We start from the raw sequence: 20,736 nt of genomic DNA, 5'->3' as shown, positions 1-20,736 counted from the left end.
TACGCTGTGCACGGTTAATTAATCATTATGATATGTATTGTTAGCGGTATCTTAAGCGTTTGCATACGTAATGAGGACAAGCACGATGATGTGTAGATGGTCTTTACGTTAACAAATGAAAAACAGACAGCCTTTTGGGCTGTCTGTTTTAGTTGTTGCGATGATGAGGTCGACAGTCAGGGGATGTGAAATCGAGTTACAGCGCTTGGCTATCAAACATATCACTGTACATGTCCTATCATACACGGTCTGTGTTGGTTAGGCTGTACTTACAGCATGTACACGAACTGCATTTCGACCATTACGTTTGGACTCATACAGAGCAGTGTCAGCGTCGCGTAACAAGGACTCGAGCGAATCTACCCCTCCATTGTACTGGGCAACGCCAAAGCTTGAAGTCAACGGGATAGGGACTCCCTGTACATCAAGCGGTTCATTCAGCAAGGCAACTCTCAGTTGCTCTGCAAGTTTCTCGGCTTCCTGGAGTGAGGTATTTGGAAGAGCGATTACGAACTCCTCTCCTCCATAACGAGCGAACAACATCTCTGGATTCAGGTAACGATTGCATACGGAGACAACATGAATGATGGCCTGATCGCCAACATCATGCCCGTACGTATCGTTGATGCGTTTAAAGTAATCAATATCAAATAATATAAATGAGGCAGGTTGCAGATTAAGGTGAGCTTCACTTAGAATTTCCCGACCTTTATGCAAAAATTGAGTGCGGTTGTAAATTTTGGTCAGACCATCGAAATAAGCCAGTTGCTTCAGTTGTTCTTGCAAGAAACGTTGTTCCGTGATATCGATGAGCATAATCAGACTACCCACGGTCTGTGCATCCTTGTTATACACGTAAGATGTCCTGACCTGATAACATACGGTCTCTCCATTTAACTGCCAGTACAGATCCATTTGCAATCCTTCCCTGCCGTATTCAACCGGAAAAGTCTCTCCAGCGAGGTTAAGCCATATGTCATCCAAGGGTCGCCCAATCATGGTGGGATTAATCTCTGGCAACATGTCACGCATAGATCGGTTGTAATCGACCAGACGATTGGAACTATCCAGTACGATAACACCTTCACGCATGCTCTCGAAAATACTGTCCTTGGCGATCGGCACGATGGTCAGGAGACGAGAGGATAGAATCGCCCAGATGTACATGGCAGATGTGATACACATGAGCACTGGTACAGGGTCCATCCCGCCTGGCGTCAGACCAAGCAAATACAGGAAAGCTGCAACCATGGGAATAATCTGCGAAGTAATCAGCGTAAGTAATTGACGACGATACATCTTCTTGGTGTGTTTCCATTGTCCGATGAGAATAAGACAGGCACACAACAAACAGGAGAACGTGAATGCACCGTGCACAACATACCATTGGCCTACTGCGATATCCATCAGAGGTACGGGACTATCTTCTCTTAGCCATACTTTTTTATAAAAAAGATGATGAAAATCATTGGTTGCTACCATACATAGTGTAATGGAAGGGATTACAAACAGCGCGGCAGTTACCTTTTTGGATAACGTTCTTCCTGTATATTTTATCATCAGGATGAGGCCAAGAGATGCAGAGAAGGGCATGCCTATATACTCCACGGTGGTCCAAAACTTCATCTGTTCCAGCGTGTTGCTGGCCAGCTCAATGGCATACCCGAAGGTATATATGGAGAGTGCTGCTGTGTAGAGAATGAACACTTTGGAACTGGGGATCTCGGATCTTCTGAAATAGGTATATAAACACAAAAAGACATTCAGCACGGCTGAAGTGGCTACAAGTGTTATATATGAATTAATGTGCGATTCCATTGTCAGGTCTCCATGTCAGGTTAGAATGATCAAGCCTGTAATGTTAGTCAAAGCATATCTGTATACTGTACATTGTACATCAGCCCAAGCAGCATAGGAATACACTTTGTATCATGAAACAGTCTAATTTCGAATAAATTTCGAATTTTCGGCAAATTGATGAAGATCAAATATCTCAGTCTTCTTTTTACAAAAGTCGGGATCAGTCTTCATACAACCATGATATTTTAGGATTAGCCTTGTCTAAAGTTGACTGTAGTCAAGATCGATATGTTTCCTGATGAATGGGAATGGTCACCATGTCATCTGTGATATGATAGACCGAGCAAGTTTACTTCAGGGGGACAGTCATATGAAAATGAGCAAACAAAATGCAGCGCATTATATATGGGGCGGGCAGTGCGATGGTTGGCACCTCGTTCAAAATGAAACACTCAGCATTATTCATGAACGAATGCCCGCAGGAACGGCTGAAATACGACATTACCATTCGATAAGCCGTCAGTTCTTTTTTATTCTCAGCGGTGAAGCGTGTATGGAACTTAATGGAGAAACGTACGTACTGGAAGCCCATGAAGGGATAGAGATCCCTCCGGGAGAGCCTCATCAGATGATGAACCGGAGCGACGAAGAAGTGGAGTTTCTCGTTATTTCCAATCCTGGTACCCGTGGGGACCGAATTGAACTGGATTCATTTTAGCGTGAGTCAATTAGATATTAATCTGATCAAAAAGGAAGAGATAGATGAGACCGTTCCGAATTCGCCTTGCCATCATTATGATGGTGCTGATCGGCGTATCCGTCATTGTGGCTGGATATACGATGGGCAGAGTGTTTAAGACTACGCATACTACCGCACTGGAGCAAACGATGGTGCGCGAGATTAATTTGCTCAAAGCAACCTTCCCGTTCCATGATGCAAGTGATCCAACCTCGCAAGCTACACGAAAGTATTATTCAGATCGGGCGCTGGAATTGGATCGTCTGACGGATTCGCGGGTAACCTTCATCAATAAAGATGGCACGGTCATCGGAGATTCCGAGAGTGATCCGGCATCGATGGATAACCACTTGAACCGGGAGGAGATCAAGGGTGCCGTTGGGGATGGATACGGGCAGTCCATACGTTACAGCGAAACACTTGGACAGGACATGTTATATGTGGCGCTACCTGTTAATTCCGACCAGAGTGACATGATTGAAATTCCAAGCGGCAAATTCGACGGCTACATTCGTCTTTCGATGAGTCTGCATGCCGTTGATCAGGGTCTTCAGCGTGGATGGATGATTATGTTTGCAGCACTTGGACTGCTGTTTCTCATTGTGGCATTGGTCAGTTATCGGGTTGCACGGGGATTAACCTCTCCGATTGAGCATATTACGAAAGTGGCTCATCGAATTACCAAGCTGGAATACGATGCGAGAGTGGATGTCACGCGCAGAGATGAGATCGGACAGCTGGGACTTGCAATAAACGGAATGGCAGACAGTTTGCAGTCTCAGCTGAAGACGATTCGTGACAATGAAGCGCTACTACAGAGTGTCTTGGCGAACATGACCGGAGGCATTGTCATGATTGATGCAGGGCAATCCATTGCACTGGTCAATCGGGAAGCGGAGCGTATGCTGGGCATACAGGCTGGTAAGGTTACAGGTAAGCCTTATATTGAACTGAAAAGACACTATGAGTTAACCCGTACCATTGAAGAGAGTGTTGCCCTTAAAGAACGGATGCATGAAGAAGTGAGTGTGTTCAATCCCGAGGAAAAACTGATTCGTATTGACGGAGTACCCATGTCCGAAGATGATGGCGGGTACAGAGGCATGCTGTTCCTTTTGCAGGACGTGACAGCGATCCGTCGACTGGAGTCAATGCGCAGTGAGTTTGTCGCGAATGTCTCGCATGAGCTCAAGACGCCTGTTGCCGCGGTCAAAGGGTTTGCCGAAACGTTGCTCAGTGGCGGGGTACAGGATAAGGAGACGGAGCGCTCATTCCTGAAAATCATCTATGATGAGGGAGATCGACTTAACCGATTAATCGGGGATATTCTGGAGTTATCCAAAATTGAGTCCAAACGCGCGCCGTTGCAATGCTCACCTGTTCATGTACACTCTTTCTTCGAAATGGTGTTGGGCACCTTGTCCAAGGTAGCGGAGAAAAAGCAGATTCGTCTGGAAATGCATGTACCGGAGGAACTGTACATTGAAGCCGATGAGGACAAGATGAAGCAGATATTCATCAATCTGTTATCCAACGGGATCAACTATACCCCCGAGGGTGGACGGGTGAAATTGCAGGTGACGATGGATAATGACGATGAAGTCGTGTTTGCCGTATCCGATACAGGAATTGGCATACCGAAAAAAGACTTGCCGCGAATCTTCGAACGGTTCTATCGCGTCGATAAGGGCAGATCCCGTAATTCCGGGGGTACGGGTCTTGGGCTTTCCATCGTGAAACATCTGGTGGAATTGCATCATGGCAAATTGTCTGTAGAGAGTGAACTGGGCATGGGAACAACGTTCCGTGTTATCCTTCCATTCATTCAAGATGAAGAGGTGTAGGCGTCTGGTATCAAAATGTAAAAAGTATGTATTGTTTTACACAGCGTTAACAAATTAGTGCTATGATAGAAAAAGTGTTGTGGCAACAGACAACCTATGAAGAGAGAAGGGGTATCATGGCACAGCGTTTGCTAGTTATTGAAGATGAACCTACATTATCGAGATTACTCACGTATAACCTGACACAAGAAGGTTATGACGTTACAGCTGAGGATCACGGATCTGCAGGATATGACCGCGCCTTGTCTCAGGAATTTGATCTCATTTTGCTGGATCTGATGCTTCCGGGTATGAATGGTCTGGATATACTGAACAAGTTAAGAATTCAGGGTGTCAGTACACCCGTTATCATTCTGACGGCGAAGACCGGTGAAGCCGAGGTTGTACAGGGACTGAAATCGGGTGCGGATGATTATATTACCAAACCATTTGGTGTATCGGAGTTATTAGCCAGAGTAGATGCGGTATTAAGACGTTATTCCAATGGTGAAGATTTACCACAGCCTGAAGACAAAGATGGCTCACGAATTATTTTGGGAGAGCTGGAGATCTATCCTCTGAAGTATGAAGTGACATTGGGTGGACAATCCATCAGTTTGCGTCCGAAAGAGTTTGAAGTACTGCTATATTTGGCCAAAAAGCCGGGTGTGGTGCTGACACGGGATGATCTGATGAACGCGGTGTGGGGCTTCGATTATATCGGAGGACAACGAACCGTAGACGTTCACGTCAGCTCATTACGCAAAAAGCTAGAATTAGACCCGGAATCGGTTCACATTGACTCCATTCGCGGTGTAGGATATAAATTGGTTGTCAAAAGAAAAACTCCCCATCATTCAAGTTAGCAATGATCGGGGAGTTTTATTTTACGTTCGTTTAACACAAAGGAAGATTTTTCTTTACGTAGAGGGAGTAGCATGGACTTATCTGAGTGATACTTTGTACCTACATAATCCACCTCAAGATGGAGCTATTACGTAAAGGAGATTGCGCATTTATGCCCATGTTGCTCGAAGTGAAACCCGACCAGTCTCATGTTGTTTTACATAACGAAGAATTAACTACACCCGAAATGGAGCAAAATACAGTAACAGTTGTTGCTGAAGAACCTGTAATCCATCTGAATGACTACTATCGTCAGGTTCCTGTCGCGGGGGTCCATACGACCTGTGGAGAAGCGGCGACGATGATGAATCAGGATCAGGAGCACCCTTGCATTGTATTGTGCGATGAGCAGATGAAACCGACCGGATTATTAATGCGAGAGACGTTATATCGGATGTTAAATGGTCGTTTTGCCGCAGACCTATTCTACCGCAAGCCTGTCATACAAGTAGCGAATGCATCTCCGGTTATTGCAGATATTCATATGGAAGCCACAACGATTATTGATATCGCCCTTGGACGGAATGAACAGCATTTCTACGACTGTCTACTTGTTACGGAACAAGACAGACTGCTCGGTGTGCTGACGATGCGTGACGTAATGTCCCTCTCTCGCAGACTGCAACAGGCTTCTTCGGCAGAGCGCGTCCGTACCGTTACCGAGAGCAGACAGGAGATATCGAGAATCAACGATGCGGTCACCAAGCTGGTGCAAGCGGCTAATCAGACTGTACATGAAGCCCGTGAGATCATGGCATTATCCAAGCACGGAGAAGAGAGTTTGAAGCACGTCGATGCTTCCTATAACCGCGTACATCAGCATATGGAGAGCCAAGGACAACATGCGGATCACATGCTGGATTCGATCAAAACAGGATCAGGCATGGCCCATTCCATTCGATCTCTGGCAGATCAAAGTGGACTCCTTGCGCTGAATGCTTCCATTGAAGCAGCTCATGCCGGTGAATATGGACGAGGCTTTCAGATTGTTGCAGGTGAGATTCGCGCGCTCGCCAAACAGACCCGTGAAGTTGCAGGCAATATGTCTTCTTTGCTTGAGAATATCGGTGGCTTGACCCTTCAGACGGTAGAGCTGGTTAAGGCAAGTGGAACCGAGATTGACGATAGTTCGGTGCATGTGACCTCCGGAGGAGCTACGTTCCGGCAACTGAACAGTGCGGTAAGAGATCTGTCCCGTATAGCAGAGGAGATCGCCATGGAAGGCGGGAAAGCTGGAGAAGTCGCGGAGCATATTCGCATGAAGCTGGATGAGATGGTTTCGGATAGCGAGTGATATATAAGCAAATCAATAAGGCAGGCATCAGGAATCAGATTGATCCATCAAGCAGATCATGAAGGTTAAGGATGTCTTTTTTACATTCCGTTAACATGAAAGTGATACTGTTTTTACAATGAGAGGGTAGGATATTAAAGATGGCCGAGCAGCGATGAAGGTTTATCAGCATCGGTCTCAACGTAAAGGGAGTTTCAGTGTCCCTGCAGCGAAGGAGAAGTGAACATCCATGAAGGACCTCATTCACATTGAAAATCTTAATTTATATTATGATACGCATCACGCGCTTAAAAATATATCGATGGATCTGCCGGAAAAAACCGTTACTGCGTTCATCGGGCCGTCAGGTTGTGGTAAATCGACATTGCTTCGCACGCTAAACCGGATGAATGACATGATTCCGGGTGTTCGTGTGGAAGGGCAGGTTATGCTGAATGGCTCTGACATTTACAGTAATGAGATTGAAGTGGAGACCCTGCGCAAACGGGTCGGCATGGTGTTTCAACAACCGAATCCTTTCCCGAAATCGATCTACGATAACGTGGCTTATGGACCGCGCTTGCACGGGGTGACTCAAAAGGCTGAACTGGATCAGCTAGTGGAACAGAGTCTTGTTCATGCGGCACTGTGGGATGAAGTGAAGGATGTATTGAAAAAGTCGGCACTTAGTTTGTCCGGTGGACAACAACAGCGTCTTTGTATTGCACGGGCGCTGGCTGTACAGCCTGACGTTCTTCTAATGGATGAAGCAACATCGGCACTCGACCCGATCTCCACATTGAAGATTGAGGAACTGGTGAAGGAATTGCATCACAAGTACACGATCGTTATGGTTACCCACAATATGCACCAAGCGGCACGGGTATCTGGACGTACGGTATTTTTCCTGAATGGTGAAGTGGTGGAGGCAGCTGATACGGAGACGTTATTCTCCACACCGCAAGATTCCCGAACCGAGGATTATATCTCGGGAAGGTTTGGTTAAGCGAGCTGAATTGGAACGATCCCGGCATACCCGGAGATGATGGATAAGGAGGACATGAAATCTATGATTCGCAGAAAAGAATTTGATCAGGAGCTTGAAGAACTACGTACCTTGCTCAAGCAAATGGGTGAACATGTAGGAGCGGCACTGGATGGTGCCATTGAGAGTTTGCAGACGATGAACGCGGAGAAAGCTCAGGTCATCATCAAGAATGATGCGAATCTGAATGCCCTTGAAGACAAGATTATGGAACTTGGCTCCAAACTGATCATCACACAACAGCCGGTGGCGAAGGATCTCAGACGTATTATCGTTGCATTCAAAATTTCCAGTGATCTGGAGCGTATGGGAGATCTCGCGCTCGACGTAGCGAAGGTAACCCTTCGGATGGATGGACAGAAACTGATTAAACCTCTGGTGGATATTCCACAAATGGCAGAAATCGTGAAATCGATGATTGATGAATCCATCGAATCTTTCCTGAAAGAAAATACAGACCTGGCTTATAAAATGGCGCAAACTGACGATCAGGTCGATCAACTGTACAGTCACATGATCAGTGATCTCTACACGTTAATGACGGAGCATCTGAATCAGGCTTCTCAGGCTATGTTGCTGATGATGGTTGGACGTTACATTGAACGTATTGGTGATCATGCAACCAACATTGGTGAGAGTACGGTATACCTGGTGACAGGTAAACGTCCGGATCTGAACCAATAGGAAGAGCATTGTTTTGGAATTGGGGAATCAATGCCTGGCAAGAATAGCAATAATACCGAAATGAAGGACTTTCTCCCGGGTGGCCTGTGCACAGGCTGTCTGCGGAGAAGGTTCTTTTTTTGCGAGTAAAAATGATGTGAAAAGATGGCTAATCTTTTTGATGTGACAGGTGGGTATGGTATCATGAGAATAGACGTAATTTGAAGAGGTTGACCATATGATACGCGAGGTGCTGGAATGGACAAGTTTATTCTCATAGATGGAAATAGCATTATCTACAGGGCGTTTTTTGCAATGCCGCCACTGACCAACTCGAAAGGTCTGCATACCAATGCGGTATACGGCTTCACCACGATGCTGCTGAGACTGCTTGAAGAGCATAAGCCTACACATGTTATGGTTGCATTTGATGCAGGCAAAATCACGTTCCGCCACGAAGGGTATCAGGAATACAAGGGTGGTCGGGAGAAAACACCAGCAGAGTTGTCAGAGCAATTCCCTTTGCTCAAAGAACTGTTGAAAGGACTTGGCATCGCTCAGTTTGAGCTGGCTGGATTCGAAGCGGATGACATCATCGGAACGTTAACCAAACGCGCAGATGAAGCGGGCAGACAGGTGCTCGTTGTATCGGGTGACAAAGATATGCTGCAGCTTGCCTCCGAACATGTACATATCGGGCTGACGCGTAAAGGGGTAACTGATATCGAGCTGTATGATCCTGCTCAGATTAAGGAGCGCTATGGTCTGACGCCGCTGCAAATCATTGATCTCAAGGGTCTGATGGGCGATGCATCCGATAATATTCCGGGGATTCCCGGAGTTGGAGAGAAAACAGCATTGAAGCTTTTGCACCAGTTCGGATCGGTAGAAGATGTGCTGAACGGAACAGGTGAACTGAAAGGCAAAATGAAGGAAAAGATCGAAGCACACGCCGAAGATGCCCGGATGAGCAAACAACTCGCGACAATTCACCGGGAAGTACCGCTGGAGCAGACGTGGGAGGATATGCAATTCGCCGGATTAAAAGAAGAACATGCTGGCCCTGCATTGGCCAAGCTGGAATTCAAATCTCTGCTTGAACGCCTGTCATTCAGTGGCAGCATCGGTTCGGAACAGGAAGCGGTCCCTGCTGCCGAGGTGGAATCCTCCATTGCAACAGAGGACACGATCAGTGAGCTGTTCAGTTCTCTCGATTCCATTGATGTACTCCACGTGGAGACACATGGGGATAACCCGCACCAAGCGAAACTGATTGGACTAGCTGTAGGTTCTGCTGGAACATATACGTTCATATCTCCCGAATTGCTTCATTCCGAGGCAGCGGCTCCAGTGCGGGCATGGCTTGGTAATTCAGAGCAGCCGAAGCGCGGGTATGATCTTCATCGTGTAGACCTGGCTCTGCATGCGCATGGCATTGAATTCGCTGGTGCATCATTCGATGTACAACTTGCAGCGTATTTGCTTGATCCAACGGAATCAAACCAGACGATTAGTGGACTCACGACCAAGTATGGTCTACCTTCGCTCGTAGAGGATGACACGGTTATGGGCAAAGGGGCCAAGTACAAGGTGCCGGAAGTGGAGATCTTGGGCGATTTCCTATGCCGTAAAGCTGCTGCAGTAGCAGCCATTATTCCACTTCAGGAGCAGGTGCTGGAAACGGATGAGATGAATTCGCTGTTCCATGAACTGGAGATGCCGTTGTCACGCATATTGGCAGACATGGAGAAACAGGGCATCAAGGCCAATACAGCCGATCTGCAGGCTTTGGGCAGTGAATTTGAAGAGCAGATCGGCAGGTTGATGGCTGAGATCTACAAGCTGTCAGGAACGGAATTTAATCTGAATTCACCGAAGCAACTGGGTGAGATTTTATTTGATAGACTGGGATTGCCGGTGGTGAAGAAAACAAAAACGGGCTATTCCACAGATGCGGAAGTATTGGAGAAATTGGCTCCTTATAATGATGTGGTCAAGCATATTCTGCAATACCGTCAGCTTGCCAAGCTGCAATCTACTTATGTGGAAGGATTACTCAAAGAGATTTCCGATCGCGATGGCAAGGTGCACACGTATTACCGTCAGACCATCGCTGCAACGGGACGACTTAGCAGTCAGTTCCCGAACTTGCAGAACATTCCGATTCGGATGGAGGAAGGTCGCAAAATCCGGAAGGTATTTGTTCCTTCCGAGCCAGGATGGTCCATTTTGGCAGCAGACTATTCCCAGATTGAACTGCGTGTACTTGCCCACATTTCGGACGATGAGCGCTTGAAGGAAGCGTTTGTCAACGATATGGATATTCATACGAAGACCGCTTCGGATGTATTTGGCGTGAAGCCTGAGGATGTGGATGGAGATATGCGTCGCTCCGCCAAGGCAGTTAACTTTGGTATCGTGTATGGAATAAGTGATTATGGCTTATCACAGAACCTGCACATTACGCGTAAAGAGGCTGCGCAGTTTATTGATCAGTATTTTGAAGTATTCCAGGGTGTACGCCGATATATGGATGACATTGTGAAGGAAGCCCGCCAGGATGGTTACGTCAAAACGTTGTTGGAGCGCCGTCGCTATCTGCCAGAAATTAATGCGAGTAACTTCAATCTGCGTTCCTTCGCAGAGCGTACGGCGATGAATACCCCTATTCAGGGAACAGCGGCGGATATTATCAAGCTGGCCATGGTACAGATGGATGAAGCGCTGCGGGAACGCCAGCTGAAGAGCCGTATGTTGCTTCAGGTGCACGATGAGCTTGTATTCGAAGTGCCTGCGGATGAATTGGAACTGATGAAGGAACTAGTGCCTTCTGTCATGGAAAAAGCATTGGAACTGTCGGTTCCGCTGAAAGCAGAAGTCAGCTTTGGTGATAACTGGTACGAAGCGAAATAAATCAAGCACTGCGCGGTTTTTCCGGTATTTTACAATAGACCTTTCCATGTTTTCAATATAAGAAAAGGGTCCCGCTGAGCGCCATCTTCCGTTATAATATAGGGGAGGTGAGAACATCATGCCGGAATTACCGGAAGTCGAAACAGTCAGAAGAACATTGAATCAACTTATTGTAGGCAAAACGATTGATCATGTTACCGTTAGCTTGCCGCGGATTATTCAGCGGCCGGACGACATAGATGCATTTGCAATGGAACTCGCGGGACATACCGTCATTGGGGTGGAGCGTCGAGGCAAGTTTTTGCGTATTTTGCTGGACGGGCTGGTGCTTGTCTCCCATCTGCGGATGGAAGGAAGGTACGGTGTGTACGAGCAGCATGAAGATGTGGAGAAGCATACCCATGTGATCTTCCATTTTAATGATGGTACGGAATTACGTTATAAGGATGTGCGCCAGTTCGGTACGATGCACCTGTTCAATGCAGGTGAGGAACTGGTATCGAAACCTTTGCTGAAGCTGGGACTGGAGCCGCTTGATCCGGCCTTTACGGTAACTGCATTCCGTGAGGCGGTTGGCAAGCGCACAACCAAAATCAAAGCTGTGCTGTTAAATCAGGCATATGTGGTCGGCATCGGGAATATTTATGTGGACGAGGCTCTATTTCGCGCAGGCATTCATCCTGAGACCATCGCCAAGACACTGACCGAAGCTCAGTTAACGGTGCTGCATGAAGCGATTGTGGCTACGTTGCAGGATGCAGTGAATGCAGGAGGGTCTTCCATCAAATCCTATGTGAATGGACAGGGTGAGATGGGCATGTTCCAGCATCAACTGAAGATCTACGGGCGTAAGTCAGAGCCGTGTGCAACATGTGGTACGTTAATCGAAAAAACGGTGGTTGGTGGCCGTGGTACGCATTTTTGTCCGAACTGCCAGCCGCTGAACATGAACTGAATGAACGAAATGATGAAATCATAGCACCCTTGGATTCCTCCCTCCATATACTGATATGGCAGAAATAAGCGGGCGTATACCCATACTGGCATCTTCAGTTGGCACGAGTACCGCACAGAGGAGGAATCCGGGGTGCTGCATCATTTTATTTCATTGCTGGCGCTTGCTTTGGCGCTTAGTTTAGATGGTTTTGGAGTCGGGATTACATATGGGTTACGGAGGACTAAGATTCCCCTGTTATCTATCGCTGTTATTTCGATCTGTTCGGGATTGGTTATTGCCTTGTCGATGCAAGTAGGTGTGCTGTTGTCCCATGTGGTGTCACCGGATATCGCTTCGATTGTGGGAGCCGTCATATTGATAGGCATTGGTGCATGGTCACTGTTGCAACTTATTCGAAAGCAAGGCAAAGAACAGCTGGAAACAGACACTAGAACGAACGTGGGAACAGAAACAACGGCAACTGGAGTTAGAGAAGCACAAGAGACACTGACGGATTCAAAAGGCAGGAACCAGGTGCTGGCGCTGGATCTGGAGCAGTCGGCTTCAGGGGGATCGTTGGAACGAATGGTATTTACACTGGAGCTGCGTAAGCTGGGGGTCGTCATTCAGATCCTTCGCAGTCCCTCCAAGGCGGATATGGATAACTCGGGGAGTATATCTGCTCAAGAAGCGATGTGGCTTGGTATTGCACTGTCTCTGGATGCGTTTGGAGCAGGATTGGGAGCGGCACTTCTGGGATTTCCTACACTATGGACGGCACTCATTATTGCACTGTTTAGTGGGGCGTTTCTGTCACTCGGCATGAAGGTTGGACTGCGTTTCTCAGCTCTGCGCTGGATGCGAAGACTGTCTGTATTGCCAGCACTATTGTTAATGATTATGGGAATAATGAAGCTGTTATGAGGTGAAACGATGAATATAGGCTTAACCGGCGGGATCGCGACAGGCAAAAGCAGTGTTTCCGCCTATCTCGCCAGTAAGGGAGCGTTGCTCATCGATGCAGACGTGATTGCCCGGGAAGTTATGATGCCCGGGCATCCCGTGTTGGCCGCCGCTGTTGAGCGGTTCGGACAAGCCATACTGAACGAAGATGGAACACTGGATCGGAAAAAGCTTGGAAGCATTGTTTTTCAACAACCAGAGGAACGAAAGGCATTGGAGGCCATCACACACCCGGCGATCCGTAGAGAGATGCGTGAACGGGCTGCCGCATACGCGGTGCAACATCCGGATAAGCTTGTGGTATCTGATATTCCTTTGTTGTACGAATCGGGTCTTGAAGATGGCTTCGAGGAAGTCATGGTTGTATATGTTCCAAGGTCGGTTCAACGAGATCGCTTGATGAGTCGGGATGGAATGACTTCTGCACAGGCTGAGGCTCGAATGGATGTACAGATGGATATTGAGCGCAAAAAGCAGCTTGCAGACATTGTCATCGATAACAGCGGCTTATGGCCTGCGACGGAGCAGCAAATTGACTCATATCTACAGCGTAAGGGTTTGTTATGAAAATATTACGCAAGAAACGTGTACTGCTGTTGATGTTTGTGTCCTTTGTACTCGTGCTATTTCTGAATACAAACTGGATGGCATGGTTCTATCCGATTCATTATAAGGAAGAGATTCGTGCCCAATCTCAGAGCTACGAGGTTGATCCGTTTCTGATTGCTTCCATTATCAAGGTGGAGACCAATTTCAAGACAAGCAAGGAATCCAAACGAGGTGCCATTGGGCTCATGCAACTGATGCCGGACACGGCGAACTGGATATTGGAACAAGCCAAAATTCCTCACACTTCACTGGAGGAATTGAAGCACGAGCCAGAACGAAATATTCAATTAGGTACATGGTATCTGCGGAATCTGTCCGATCAATTCGATGGCAATGAAGCCGTTATGATCGCTGCCTATAATGCGGGTCCAGGTAAAGTGAACAGTTGGCTTAGAGATGGTGTATGGGATGGCTCATTCGATACGGTGAAAGATATTCCGTTTGGTGAGACGCGTCACTATGTACAAAGGGTCATTTACTATTATAATCAGTATGTAAAGATCTATAATACGTTCTGAGTATATAAGTAGAAGCACAGAGCAGGCCGGTTGTTCACCGGCCGCTCCATGCTCCTCTGTGTAGCGTATTACGATGCAGATATTATTGGTATTGACCTGCCAATTGCTGTTCTGCAATTGTTACCAGACGCTTCGTGATGTATCCACCGATCGAACCGTTCTCGTAAGAAGTCATGTTACCTTGGTATCCGTCTTGTGGGATGCTGATTCCGAGTTCTTGAGCAACTTCATATTTCAGTTGTTCGAGGGCTGCGGAAGCTTTAGTTACCACCAAGTTGTTGGAGTTACCGTTGCTTTGTGCCATTGCTGTTCACCTCCTCGCGGGTTGGTAAAAGTATTATGTGTCGGCAATGCGTTTTTCATTACAAAATGAGTACAGGGAATATGTGGTAAAAAGTAAAACGTGGGAAGTGATCTGATTTGAAATGTCCTTATTGCGCTTTTCTGGGCACCAAAGTCCTTGATTCAAGGCCGGCTAATGAATCAAAATCGATTCGTCGCCGTCGTGAATGTGAGCAGTGCGCCAGAAGATTTACAACGTTTGAGATGATTGAAGAAACACCACTGATCGTTATTAAGAAGGATGGCAGCCGGGAAGAGTTTAGCCGGGACAAGATTCTCCGTGGGCTTATTCGTGCCTGTGAGAAACGTCCAGTCTCTGTTGAGACGCTGGAGATGATGGTATCTGAGGTAGAGAAGTCTTTGCGTAATACAGCCGATGCTGAAGTCGAGAGTCGCCAGATTGGTGAGCTATTGATGGAGCAGCTGTTTCCAGTCGATGAAGTGGCGTATGTGCGTTTTGCGTCGGTGTATCGCCAGTTCAAGGATATCAATATGTTCATGAAAGAACTAAAATCCCTGTTGTCCAAAGACAATCTGGAGGATTAGTGAAGTGTGTAAGGGGAGAAGAGCAGTCTGGGGTTCCAGTCCGTATGTGCCAGTGAAATCGGTTGTTCTTCTCCAATCACTTTGGACCATGAAAAAGTGATTGACAGCAAAAGCTGGATTTTATATGATATAGGAGTCGTCTGCGGAACGTAGGAGTGTTGGACAAGGTGTTAATTTTATATCCTGGGGCCTTAGCTCAGCTGGGAGAGCGCATCGCTGGCAGCGATGAGGTCAGGGGTTCGATCCCCCTAGGCTCCATAACTAAAGAACCCGCTAAACACAAGGATTTCCGAGTGTTTGGCGGTTTTTTGCTATCGGATTTGCTTTTATGGTTGTAGTCACCATTTTTGATGATCCAAAACGGTACATGATATTATTCGAATTAACGAATCAATTTAATTTATCTAAATCAAACTATACTTGATTTTGCAAGCTTGGAGGTAAATCTCGAACAGTTCACTTAGCAATTAACTGAAAAGGTGAATAACATATTTTAATGTATAAATCAAAAAATATTAAATTGTGATTAAGTCGTGGGTTATCTAATTATCAAGAAGATACTATAGAATTAGTTGTGTGATATACAGTGTACTGAGTGTAAGAAAGGTTATCTTTTCCTAGCCTCATAAATTCATTCAATTCGTTCAAAAGATTAATTAGATGAAAATGCTTCACTGAATCATATAGTCGTTTTTTATATCCTCATCTGTTATAATTAGTAGAAACGTATGTTCCATGTCAAACGATTTGTAAGGAGAAGCGTATGCCTAGACCAAAAGCAATTGACCTTTTTGCAGGTGCAGGTGGAATGTCACTTGGCTTTGAGCAAGCAGGATTCGATATTGTAACTGCCGTAGAATTAGACCCAATACATGCCGGTATTCATAAATATAATTTCCCGGAAACTCCGGTTTTGTGTGAGGATATTAGTCAATTATCTGGAGAAAAACTTCTTCAGGTCGCAGGATTAAATGAAGGTCAACAATTAGATGTATTATTTGGTGGACCGCCTTGCCAAGGGTTCTCTTTAATGGGAAAGCGTCTAATTGATGACCCAAGAAATTCATTAGTGGGTCATTTTTCTAGACTAGTTATTGAAACCAACCCTAAGTATTTTGTTATGGAAAATGTGTCGGGACTCACAATTGGTGAAGCAAAAACAGTTCTACAACAATTTATCAAGGAATTTGAAGGTACACAATATAATGTTATTCCATATAAAGTATTAAATTCAGCGAACTATGGAGTTCCTCAAAATAGAAAACGGTTGTTTGTTATTGGATATAGAGGAGATATGAGCCCTCCAGAATATCCTGATAAAATTACATCTATCCGTGGGAAGGCAGGAATAGAGGGGATGGAACCGCCTGATTTACCGTGGTGCCCATCTGTACATGAAGCAATCGGTGACTTGCCTAACATAGACAATCACTCTGAATTGCTTTCATCGGATTGTATGCCATTTGAATTTACTCCTCAAAGCGAATATGCTCTTAAGTTGAATGGCAGTATGGATGATACCGATGACCTCTCAATACCAAGGAATTGGAATCATAATATACTTACTAGTTCATTAAGAACTGAGCACACCGCAGTCACAATTGAAAGATTTAGAAACACACCAGGTGGGCAAAATGAACCAGTAAGTAGATTCTTGAAATTGCATAATGATGGAATATGTAATACTTTAAGAGCTGGTACAGATAGTAAGAGAGGTGCTCACACAAGCCCTAGACCTATTCATCCGATTTATAATCGAGTAATTAGTGTACGTGAAGCAGCAAGGTTGCATTCTTTTCCTGATTGGTTTAGATTTCATGTTACTAAATGGCATGGTTTCAGAGAAATTGGAAATTCTGTTCCTCCGTTATTAGCTAGGGCTGTAGGTAAACAGATAGTACAAGCTCTGGGACTTAATTTAGAGAGTCCAAATATTACGATAGAGTTAGGTGACGAAAGTGTTCTCAAAATGGACATGACTGCAGCGGCAAATTACTTTAGTGTTGACAGAAATGTTATAGGTACACGTAGAAGAAAACCTATGTTGCAGGAGGGATGAAAATGCCGTTGAATACGGAAGGGCATGCTGCAGAGCAGCAGGGTTATAATGAAATACTCAGATTAATTTTTTTTGATCATTTTATTCCTGGAGTAGATAGAGATAGTATTGAATTCACTAAGGATGATTTCACTCTAGCTGCTAGCAAATTAGGCATAAATCTCTCCAAAAAATGCGAGGAAATATTAGATGTATATCGTTCGGGGGCAGAGTTACCGGCTTTTATTACTGACACAGCTCTCGAAGGTGCTTCATGGAGTTTAAAAAAAAGAAAGAGTAAGTATGTATTTAAACTTACTCAGCCGAACACCTATAGTCGCATATTAATGAAAATATTTCAGGACAAATATACAAATGGAAAACAGATTATTGAGTTTACGAGAGAAGAGATTATTAGTACAGCCGAGGAGTTAGGAATAAAGATACCCAAAAATGCAGGGGATGTTTTATATAGTTTTCGATACCGTAAAGATATGCCAAGTTTAATTGCAAAGACTGCCCCAGAAGGGGCAGCATGGATTATTATTGGACAAGGAGATGCAAAGTATGCATTTAAGTTAAGCCTAACGCCTTTTGTTGAGCCTAACAGATTGATGCAAAAAATAAAAATACCAGATAATACTCCAGAGATAATGGAAAGATACCGTCTTTCCGATGAACAAGGCTTACTCAGTAAAGTCAGATACAATAGACTTATTGATATTTTTCTTGGGATTACAACATACTCTTTACAAAATCATCTCCGAACTAAAGTAGCTAACATAGGACAGATTGAAATAGATGAAGTTTATGTTGGGATCAATAAGAAGGGACAGCATTATATAATCCCTGTGCAGGCTAAAGGTGGGAAAGATAAACTTGGTGTTGTTCAATTAAGCCAAGATATTGCTTATTGTGAATCTGAGTTTCCAAATTTAATATGTGTCCCAATCGCTGTACAATTCATGGAAGATGATACAATTTGCATGTTCCATCTTGATTGTGAGGATTTTAATGCTCGCATTGTTGAGGAGAGACATTATCAATTAGTATCTTCAAATGAGTTTGATGATACATATGTAAGAAAATTGAAAGACTTACTTTAAGTAAAGAGAGGTTTTTTGAGTAAAAAGTCAAAGGAAACTAATATTATTCTCTTCATTTGAGATGATTAAGTCCATCTTAACATAACTCTATTTTCTCATGCCAACTAAAAAGATATAATCACCCACAAGCCTTTCTTTCTCAAATACCTTTTGAGTCCTATCGCTCCACTGGCAACGATGAGGTCAGGGGTTCGATCCCCCTAGGCTCCACCAAACTTAAAATCGTTGAAACCCTTGTTTAACAAGGGTTTTTTTGTTGTCACAGCTGCAGAGAATGAACATTTTTAGACCGCTCTCAATGGCGGTTTTTCTATGCTTGGCTGATTTCGGCTACTCGAATTTTATAAGTTGAATTATTGATCGAGACACACTTGTAAAAGTAATTGCCGAAGGCACTTACTCAGCAGACTACAAATTGATTAAAGAACATGAAATGCCGTCGAAATAAGCGCTAAAAAAGACACTGATGATGCTCTGTGCATCATTAAATAACAAAGCCCAAACGTTACCACTTCTTGTGGTAGCGTTTTTGACCTTAATGTAGCCATCAACGTATTCAAAACTATTCCTATATATAGATAGCGTCAACAATCTCATTACTGTAGCTTGAGATCGAATGGATTCTTCCTCTAAGATTATCTGTATAGGCCAGATTTCCATCCGTCGTGATTACGGCAGCTTCGATATCCTTCATATTATTAACTTTATGAATAATGGACACAATATCTAACCCAAATAGTTCTGTAGTATATATATCGCAGTCGAGCGATCGATCCGCAATAATCGTTAAAGAAGCGATATTACTTTCGATTGGATAGCCCGTTCTGCTGTTAAATATATGATGGTACTGGCTACCTTCCTTCTCTAAAACTCTCTCGTATATTCCTGATGTAACGACAGATTGCTCCCGTATACTAACGAGTGCTGCTGCATTTCCTCTAGGTAAAAAGGGATTTTGAATTCCAACCTTCCAGTGACTGGACCCGGTGGGAGAATCGCCATGAACCAGAACATTGCCGCCCATATCGACCATAGCTGATGCAGCTCCGTTTTTTTTGAAAAATGCCATAACTTGATCGGCAAAATAGCCTTTAGCAATCGCTCCAAGGTCGATTTCCATGCCTTTTTTGAATAAATGAACCGTTTGCAGCTCATCGTCAAGCTGTATATGCTCCGGATTCAAGAGCTCCAGCATCGCTTTAATCTCGGTATCCTCCGGCACATGTGCCTCGCGGAAACCAATTCTCCACAATTTGATCAAAGGTCCTATCGAAATATTTAAAAATGAATCTTCATTCAGGCTGTGTTCTTTGCCTATCTTAATAAGATCATACAGTTCCTTGTCTACTCTAAGCGGATGTGATGCGGCTTCTTTTTTTAGCATGGCAAGCTGCGAGTGCTCACTGTTGGCACTAAACACTTGTTCATAACGGATGAGCATATTCACGGCTTCCTCGGCAAGCTCTTCAGCATCTGTCCCCTCGATATAGAGGGATATGTTCGTTCCCATGAGCGGTATCGTTCTCGTAAAAGATTTCATGATAGCCTCCTATATTGCACATTGTTGTCCGTGATTGAGAAAAGTATGGATGAGGTCATGATCCACGCTATTCAGCTTTTTTTCTCCATGATGGGCTATAAAATAATCCAGACTCATCTTCTCTACAGGGATTGGATAGATGTTGTATTCCGAAGGGCACTCCTGGATATGGATACTTTCAGGCACAAAGGTCAGACCTAAATTATGCTTTGCCAGCTTCAGTACCGTGTAGATTTCTTTACTTTCCATAACGATATTAGGCTGTATCTTGTAGACACTGAGTAATTGATCAATCTGTTTTCGGATTGCGGAACCCTTGGACGTTAGAATAAGCTGTTGATTCAAAATGGTGCTGATCTCAATCGTGCCCTCCGGGATGATTGCAACATTCTCTTGATATAATTCGCAGCAACGCGGAATGATGGCCTGGTAACTGTGCCTGCCCCAGTTAAACGAGTTCAAGTTAGGAGAGATACTGCTTGAATTTTGCCCGATCCAGAAGTCCAACTCATTATTTTGGAGACGTTTCTCATTTTTTTCAGGTAAATCCTCGACAAGATTAATTTTATAAGCAGGATGAAGCTCCAGAAAAGCTGGTAAAAAAAGGGGCGTTAAGTACGCACCGAGGCTCGGAAGAATGCCGATCCGTAACACTTTATTGTGAATATCCGATACATATGAGATTTCCCTCATAAGCTTGGCGTAGCTATGTTCGAGTGACGTTAGGTATTGATAATATATTTTCCCCTGCTCGGTTAATCGGTACGGAAGTTTGTTGCGAGTGATTAGCTCACAGCCCAACTCACTTTCGATTTTCTTGATAACCTTAGTGAGGTAAGGCTGAGATATGTAAAGGGATTGGGCAGCCCTGCTATAGTTACTGTATTTTAATAGGCTGTCAATGTAACACAAGATATCTTGAGATTCTAACTTAGACATGTTCCTCACCTCTTGTGAAAAAAGTAACAAACTTTG

General features: G+C 44.8%; 18 protein-coding genes and 1 tRNA gene. 15 read left to right on the top strand and 4 right to left on the bottom strand.

The features are described from left to right. Nucleotides 1-258: 258 nt before the first annotated feature. A complete protein-coding gene (locus OM416_RS12845) occupies nt 259-1,818 on the bottom strand; it encodes a histidine kinase N-terminal 7TM domain-containing protein (protein WP_264929801.1) in 1,560 nt (519 codons plus the stop codon). 352 nt (nt 1,819-2,170) lie between these two features. Here OM416_RS12845 and OM416_RS12840 point away from each other — a divergent pair, with 352 nt between their 5' ends. From OM416_RS12840 to OM416_RS12790, 11 genes are all read left to right on the top strand, one after another. After that, entirely contained in the window at nt 2,171-2,518 is a 348-nt protein-coding gene (locus OM416_RS12840; protein WP_264929800.1) for a cupin domain-containing protein, read from the top strand. Between the two features lie 44 nt (nt 2,519-2,562). After that, complete coding sequence (gene pnpS, locus OM416_RS12835; protein ID WP_264929799.1) at nt 2,563-4,383, top strand: two-component system histidine kinase PnpS; 1,821 nt, start codon at nt 2,563-2,565, stop codon at nt 4,381-4,383. 116 nt (nt 4,384-4,499) lie between these two features. Further along, complete coding sequence (locus tag OM416_RS12830) at nt 4,500-5,228, top strand: response regulator transcription factor (RefSeq protein ID WP_062833557.1); 729 nt, start codon at nt 4,500-4,502, stop codon at nt 5,226-5,228. Between the two features lie 152 nt (nt 5,229-5,380). Beyond that, nucleotides 5,381-6,562 carry a methyl-accepting chemotaxis protein gene (locus OM416_RS12825; RefSeq protein ID WP_264929798.1) on the top strand — a complete coding sequence of 394 codons (1,182 nt, stop codon included), beginning with the start codon at nt 5,381-5,383 and terminating at the stop codon, nt 6,560-6,562. 229 nt (nt 6,563-6,791) lie between these two features. Further along, nucleotides 6,792-7,547: a phosphate ABC transporter ATP-binding protein PstB gene (gene pstB / locus OM416_RS12820; RefSeq protein ID WP_036609821.1), complete on the top strand. Its 756-nt coding sequence runs from the start codon at nt 6,792-6,794 to the stop codon at nt 7,545-7,547. A 63-nt stretch (nt 7,548-7,610) separates the two neighbouring features. Then, on the top strand, nt 7,611-8,270 hold the full coding sequence (gene phoU, locus OM416_RS12815; protein ID WP_264929797.1) for a phosphate signaling complex protein PhoU: 660 nt from the start codon (nt 7,611-7,613) through the stop codon (nt 8,268-8,270). A 237-nt stretch (nt 8,271-8,507) separates the two neighbouring features. Next, nucleotides 8,508-11,162 carry a DNA polymerase I gene (gene polA / locus OM416_RS12810; protein ID WP_264929796.1) on the top strand — a complete coding sequence of 885 codons (2,655 nt, stop codon included), beginning with the start codon at nt 8,508-8,510 and terminating at the stop codon, nt 11,160-11,162. Between the two features lie 118 nt (nt 11,163-11,280). Beyond that, nucleotides 11,281-12,117, top strand: coding sequence for a DNA-formamidopyrimidine glycosylase (gene mutM, locus OM416_RS12805; RefSeq protein ID WP_264929795.1), 837 nt, complete (start codon nt 11,281-11,283; stop codon nt 12,115-12,117). Nucleotides 12,118-12,249: 132 nt separating this feature from the next. Then, nucleotides 12,250-13,023 (top strand): manganese efflux pump, encoded by a 774-nt coding sequence (locus OM416_RS12800; RefSeq protein WP_413775780.1) that lies wholly within the window; start codon nt 12,250-12,252, stop codon nt 13,021-13,023. A gap of 9 nt (nt 13,024-13,032) precedes the next feature. After that, nucleotides 13,033-13,629 carry a dephospho-CoA kinase gene (gene coaE / locus OM416_RS12795; protein WP_264929794.1) on the top strand — a complete coding sequence of 199 codons (597 nt, stop codon included), beginning with the start codon at nt 13,033-13,035 and terminating at the stop codon, nt 13,627-13,629. Continuing rightward, entirely contained in the window at nt 13,626-14,189 is a 564-nt protein-coding gene (locus tag OM416_RS12790; protein ID WP_169478688.1) for a lytic transglycosylase domain-containing protein, read from the top strand. The genes coaE and OM416_RS12790 overlap by 4 nt, the downstream gene beginning before the upstream one ends. Before the next feature lie 82 nt (nt 14,190-14,271). Here OM416_RS12790 and OM416_RS12785 read toward each other — a convergent pair whose 3' ends face one another. Next, nucleotides 14,272-14,493 carry an alpha/beta-type small acid-soluble spore protein gene (locus tag OM416_RS12785; protein ID WP_053783555.1) on the bottom strand — a complete coding sequence of 74 codons (222 nt, stop codon included), beginning with the start codon at nt 14,491-14,493 and terminating at the stop codon, nt 14,272-14,274. Nucleotides 14,494-14,609: 116 nt separating this feature from the next. Here OM416_RS12785 and nrdR point away from each other — a divergent pair, with 116 nt between their 5' ends. The 4 genes from nrdR to OM416_RS12765 all read left to right on the top strand — a co-directional run bounded on the left by nrdR (nt 14,610) and on the right by OM416_RS12765 (nt 18,221). Beyond that, complete coding sequence (gene nrdR / locus OM416_RS12780; protein ID WP_062833564.1) at nt 14,610-15,077, top strand: transcriptional regulator NrdR; 468 nt, start codon at nt 14,610-14,612, stop codon at nt 15,075-15,077. Nucleotides 15,078-15,262: 185 nt separating this feature from the next. After that, a tRNA-Ala gene (locus OM416_RS12775) sits at nt 15,263-15,335 on the top strand. Between the two features lie 505 nt (nt 15,336-15,840). Then, the gene (locus tag OM416_RS12770; RefSeq protein ID WP_264929792.1) at nt 15,841-17,136 is read left to right on the top strand and encodes a DNA cytosine methyltransferase; all 1,296 of its coding nucleotides are present in this window, start codon (nt 15,841-15,843) and stop codon (nt 17,134-17,136) included. A 2-nt stretch (nt 17,137-17,138) separates the two neighbouring features. Further along, nucleotides 17,139-18,221: a hypothetical protein gene (locus tag OM416_RS12765; protein ID WP_264929791.1), complete on the top strand. Its 1,083-nt coding sequence runs from the start codon at nt 17,139-17,141 to the stop codon at nt 18,219-18,221. A 568-nt stretch (nt 18,222-18,789) separates the two neighbouring features. On the opposite strand, the gene OM416_RS12760 is transcribed toward OM416_RS12765, so the two are convergent. After that, nucleotides 18,790-19,761: an FAD:protein FMN transferase gene (locus OM416_RS12760; protein ID WP_264929790.1), complete on the bottom strand. Its 972-nt coding sequence runs from the start codon at nt 19,759-19,761 to the stop codon at nt 18,790-18,792. A 9-nt stretch (nt 19,762-19,770) separates the two neighbouring features. Then, a complete protein-coding gene (locus OM416_RS12755; protein ID WP_264929789.1) occupies nt 19,771-20,700 on the bottom strand; it encodes a LysR family transcriptional regulator in 930 nt (309 codons plus the stop codon). Nucleotides 20,701-20,736 lie beyond the last annotated feature (36 nt).

This window comes from Paenibacillus sp. LS1, assembly GCF_026013365.1.
Lineage (GTDB): Bacteria > Bacillota > Bacilli > Paenibacillales > Paenibacillaceae > Paenibacillus.
This window is presented reverse-complemented; position numbering and strand designations above follow the sequence as displayed.

Coding starts and splice junctions, on each gene's coding strand:
- OM416_RS12845 (WP_264929801.1), bottom strand. CDS start 1,818: ATGGAATCGCACATTAATTCATATATAACACTTGTAGCCACTTCAGCC.
- OM416_RS12840 (WP_264929800.1), top strand. CDS start 2,171: ATGAAAATGAGCAAACAAAATGCAGCGCATTATATATGGGGCGGGCAG.
- pnpS (WP_264929799.1), top strand. CDS start 2,563: ATGAGACCGTTCCGAATTCGCCTTGCCATCATTATGATGGTGCTGATC.
- mutM (WP_264929795.1), top strand. CDS start 11,281: ATGCCGGAATTACCGGAAGTCGAAACAGTCAGAAGAACATTGAATCAA.
- OM416_RS12790 (WP_169478688.1), top strand. CDS start 13,626: ATGAAAATATTACGCAAGAAACGTGTACTGCTGTTGATGTTTGTGTCC.
- OM416_RS12825 (WP_264929798.1), top strand. CDS start 5,381: ATGCCCATGTTGCTCGAAGTGAAACCCGACCAGTCTCATGTTGTTTTA.
- OM416_RS12755 (WP_264929789.1), bottom strand. CDS start 20,700: ATGTCTAAGTTAGAATCTCAAGATATCTTGTGTTACATTGACAGCCTA.
- polA (WP_264929796.1), top strand. CDS start 8,508: ATGGACAAGTTTATTCTCATAGATGGAAATAGCATTATCTACAGGGCG.
- pstB (WP_036609821.1), top strand. CDS start 6,792: ATGAAGGACCTCATTCACATTGAAAATCTTAATTTATATTATGATACG.
- phoU (WP_264929797.1), top strand. CDS start 7,611: ATGATTCGCAGAAAAGAATTTGATCAGGAGCTTGAAGAACTACGTACC.
- OM416_RS12770 (WP_264929792.1), top strand. CDS start 15,841: ATGCCTAGACCAAAAGCAATTGACCTTTTTGCAGGTGCAGGTGGAATG.
- OM416_RS12760 (WP_264929790.1), bottom strand. CDS start 19,761: ATGAAATCTTTTACGAGAACGATACCGCTCATGGGAACGAACATATCC.
- OM416_RS12785 (WP_053783555.1), bottom strand. CDS start 14,493: ATGGCACAAAGCAACGGTAACTCCAACAACTTGGTGGTAACTAAAGCT.
- OM416_RS12830 (WP_062833557.1), top strand. CDS start 4,500: ATGGCACAGCGTTTGCTAGTTATTGAAGATGAACCTACATTATCGAGA.
- coaE (WP_264929794.1), top strand. CDS start 13,033: ATGAATATAGGCTTAACCGGCGGGATCGCGACAGGCAAAAGCAGTGTT.
- OM416_RS12765 (WP_264929791.1), top strand. CDS start 17,139: ATGCCGTTGAATACGGAAGGGCATGCTGCAGAGCAGCAGGGTTATAAT.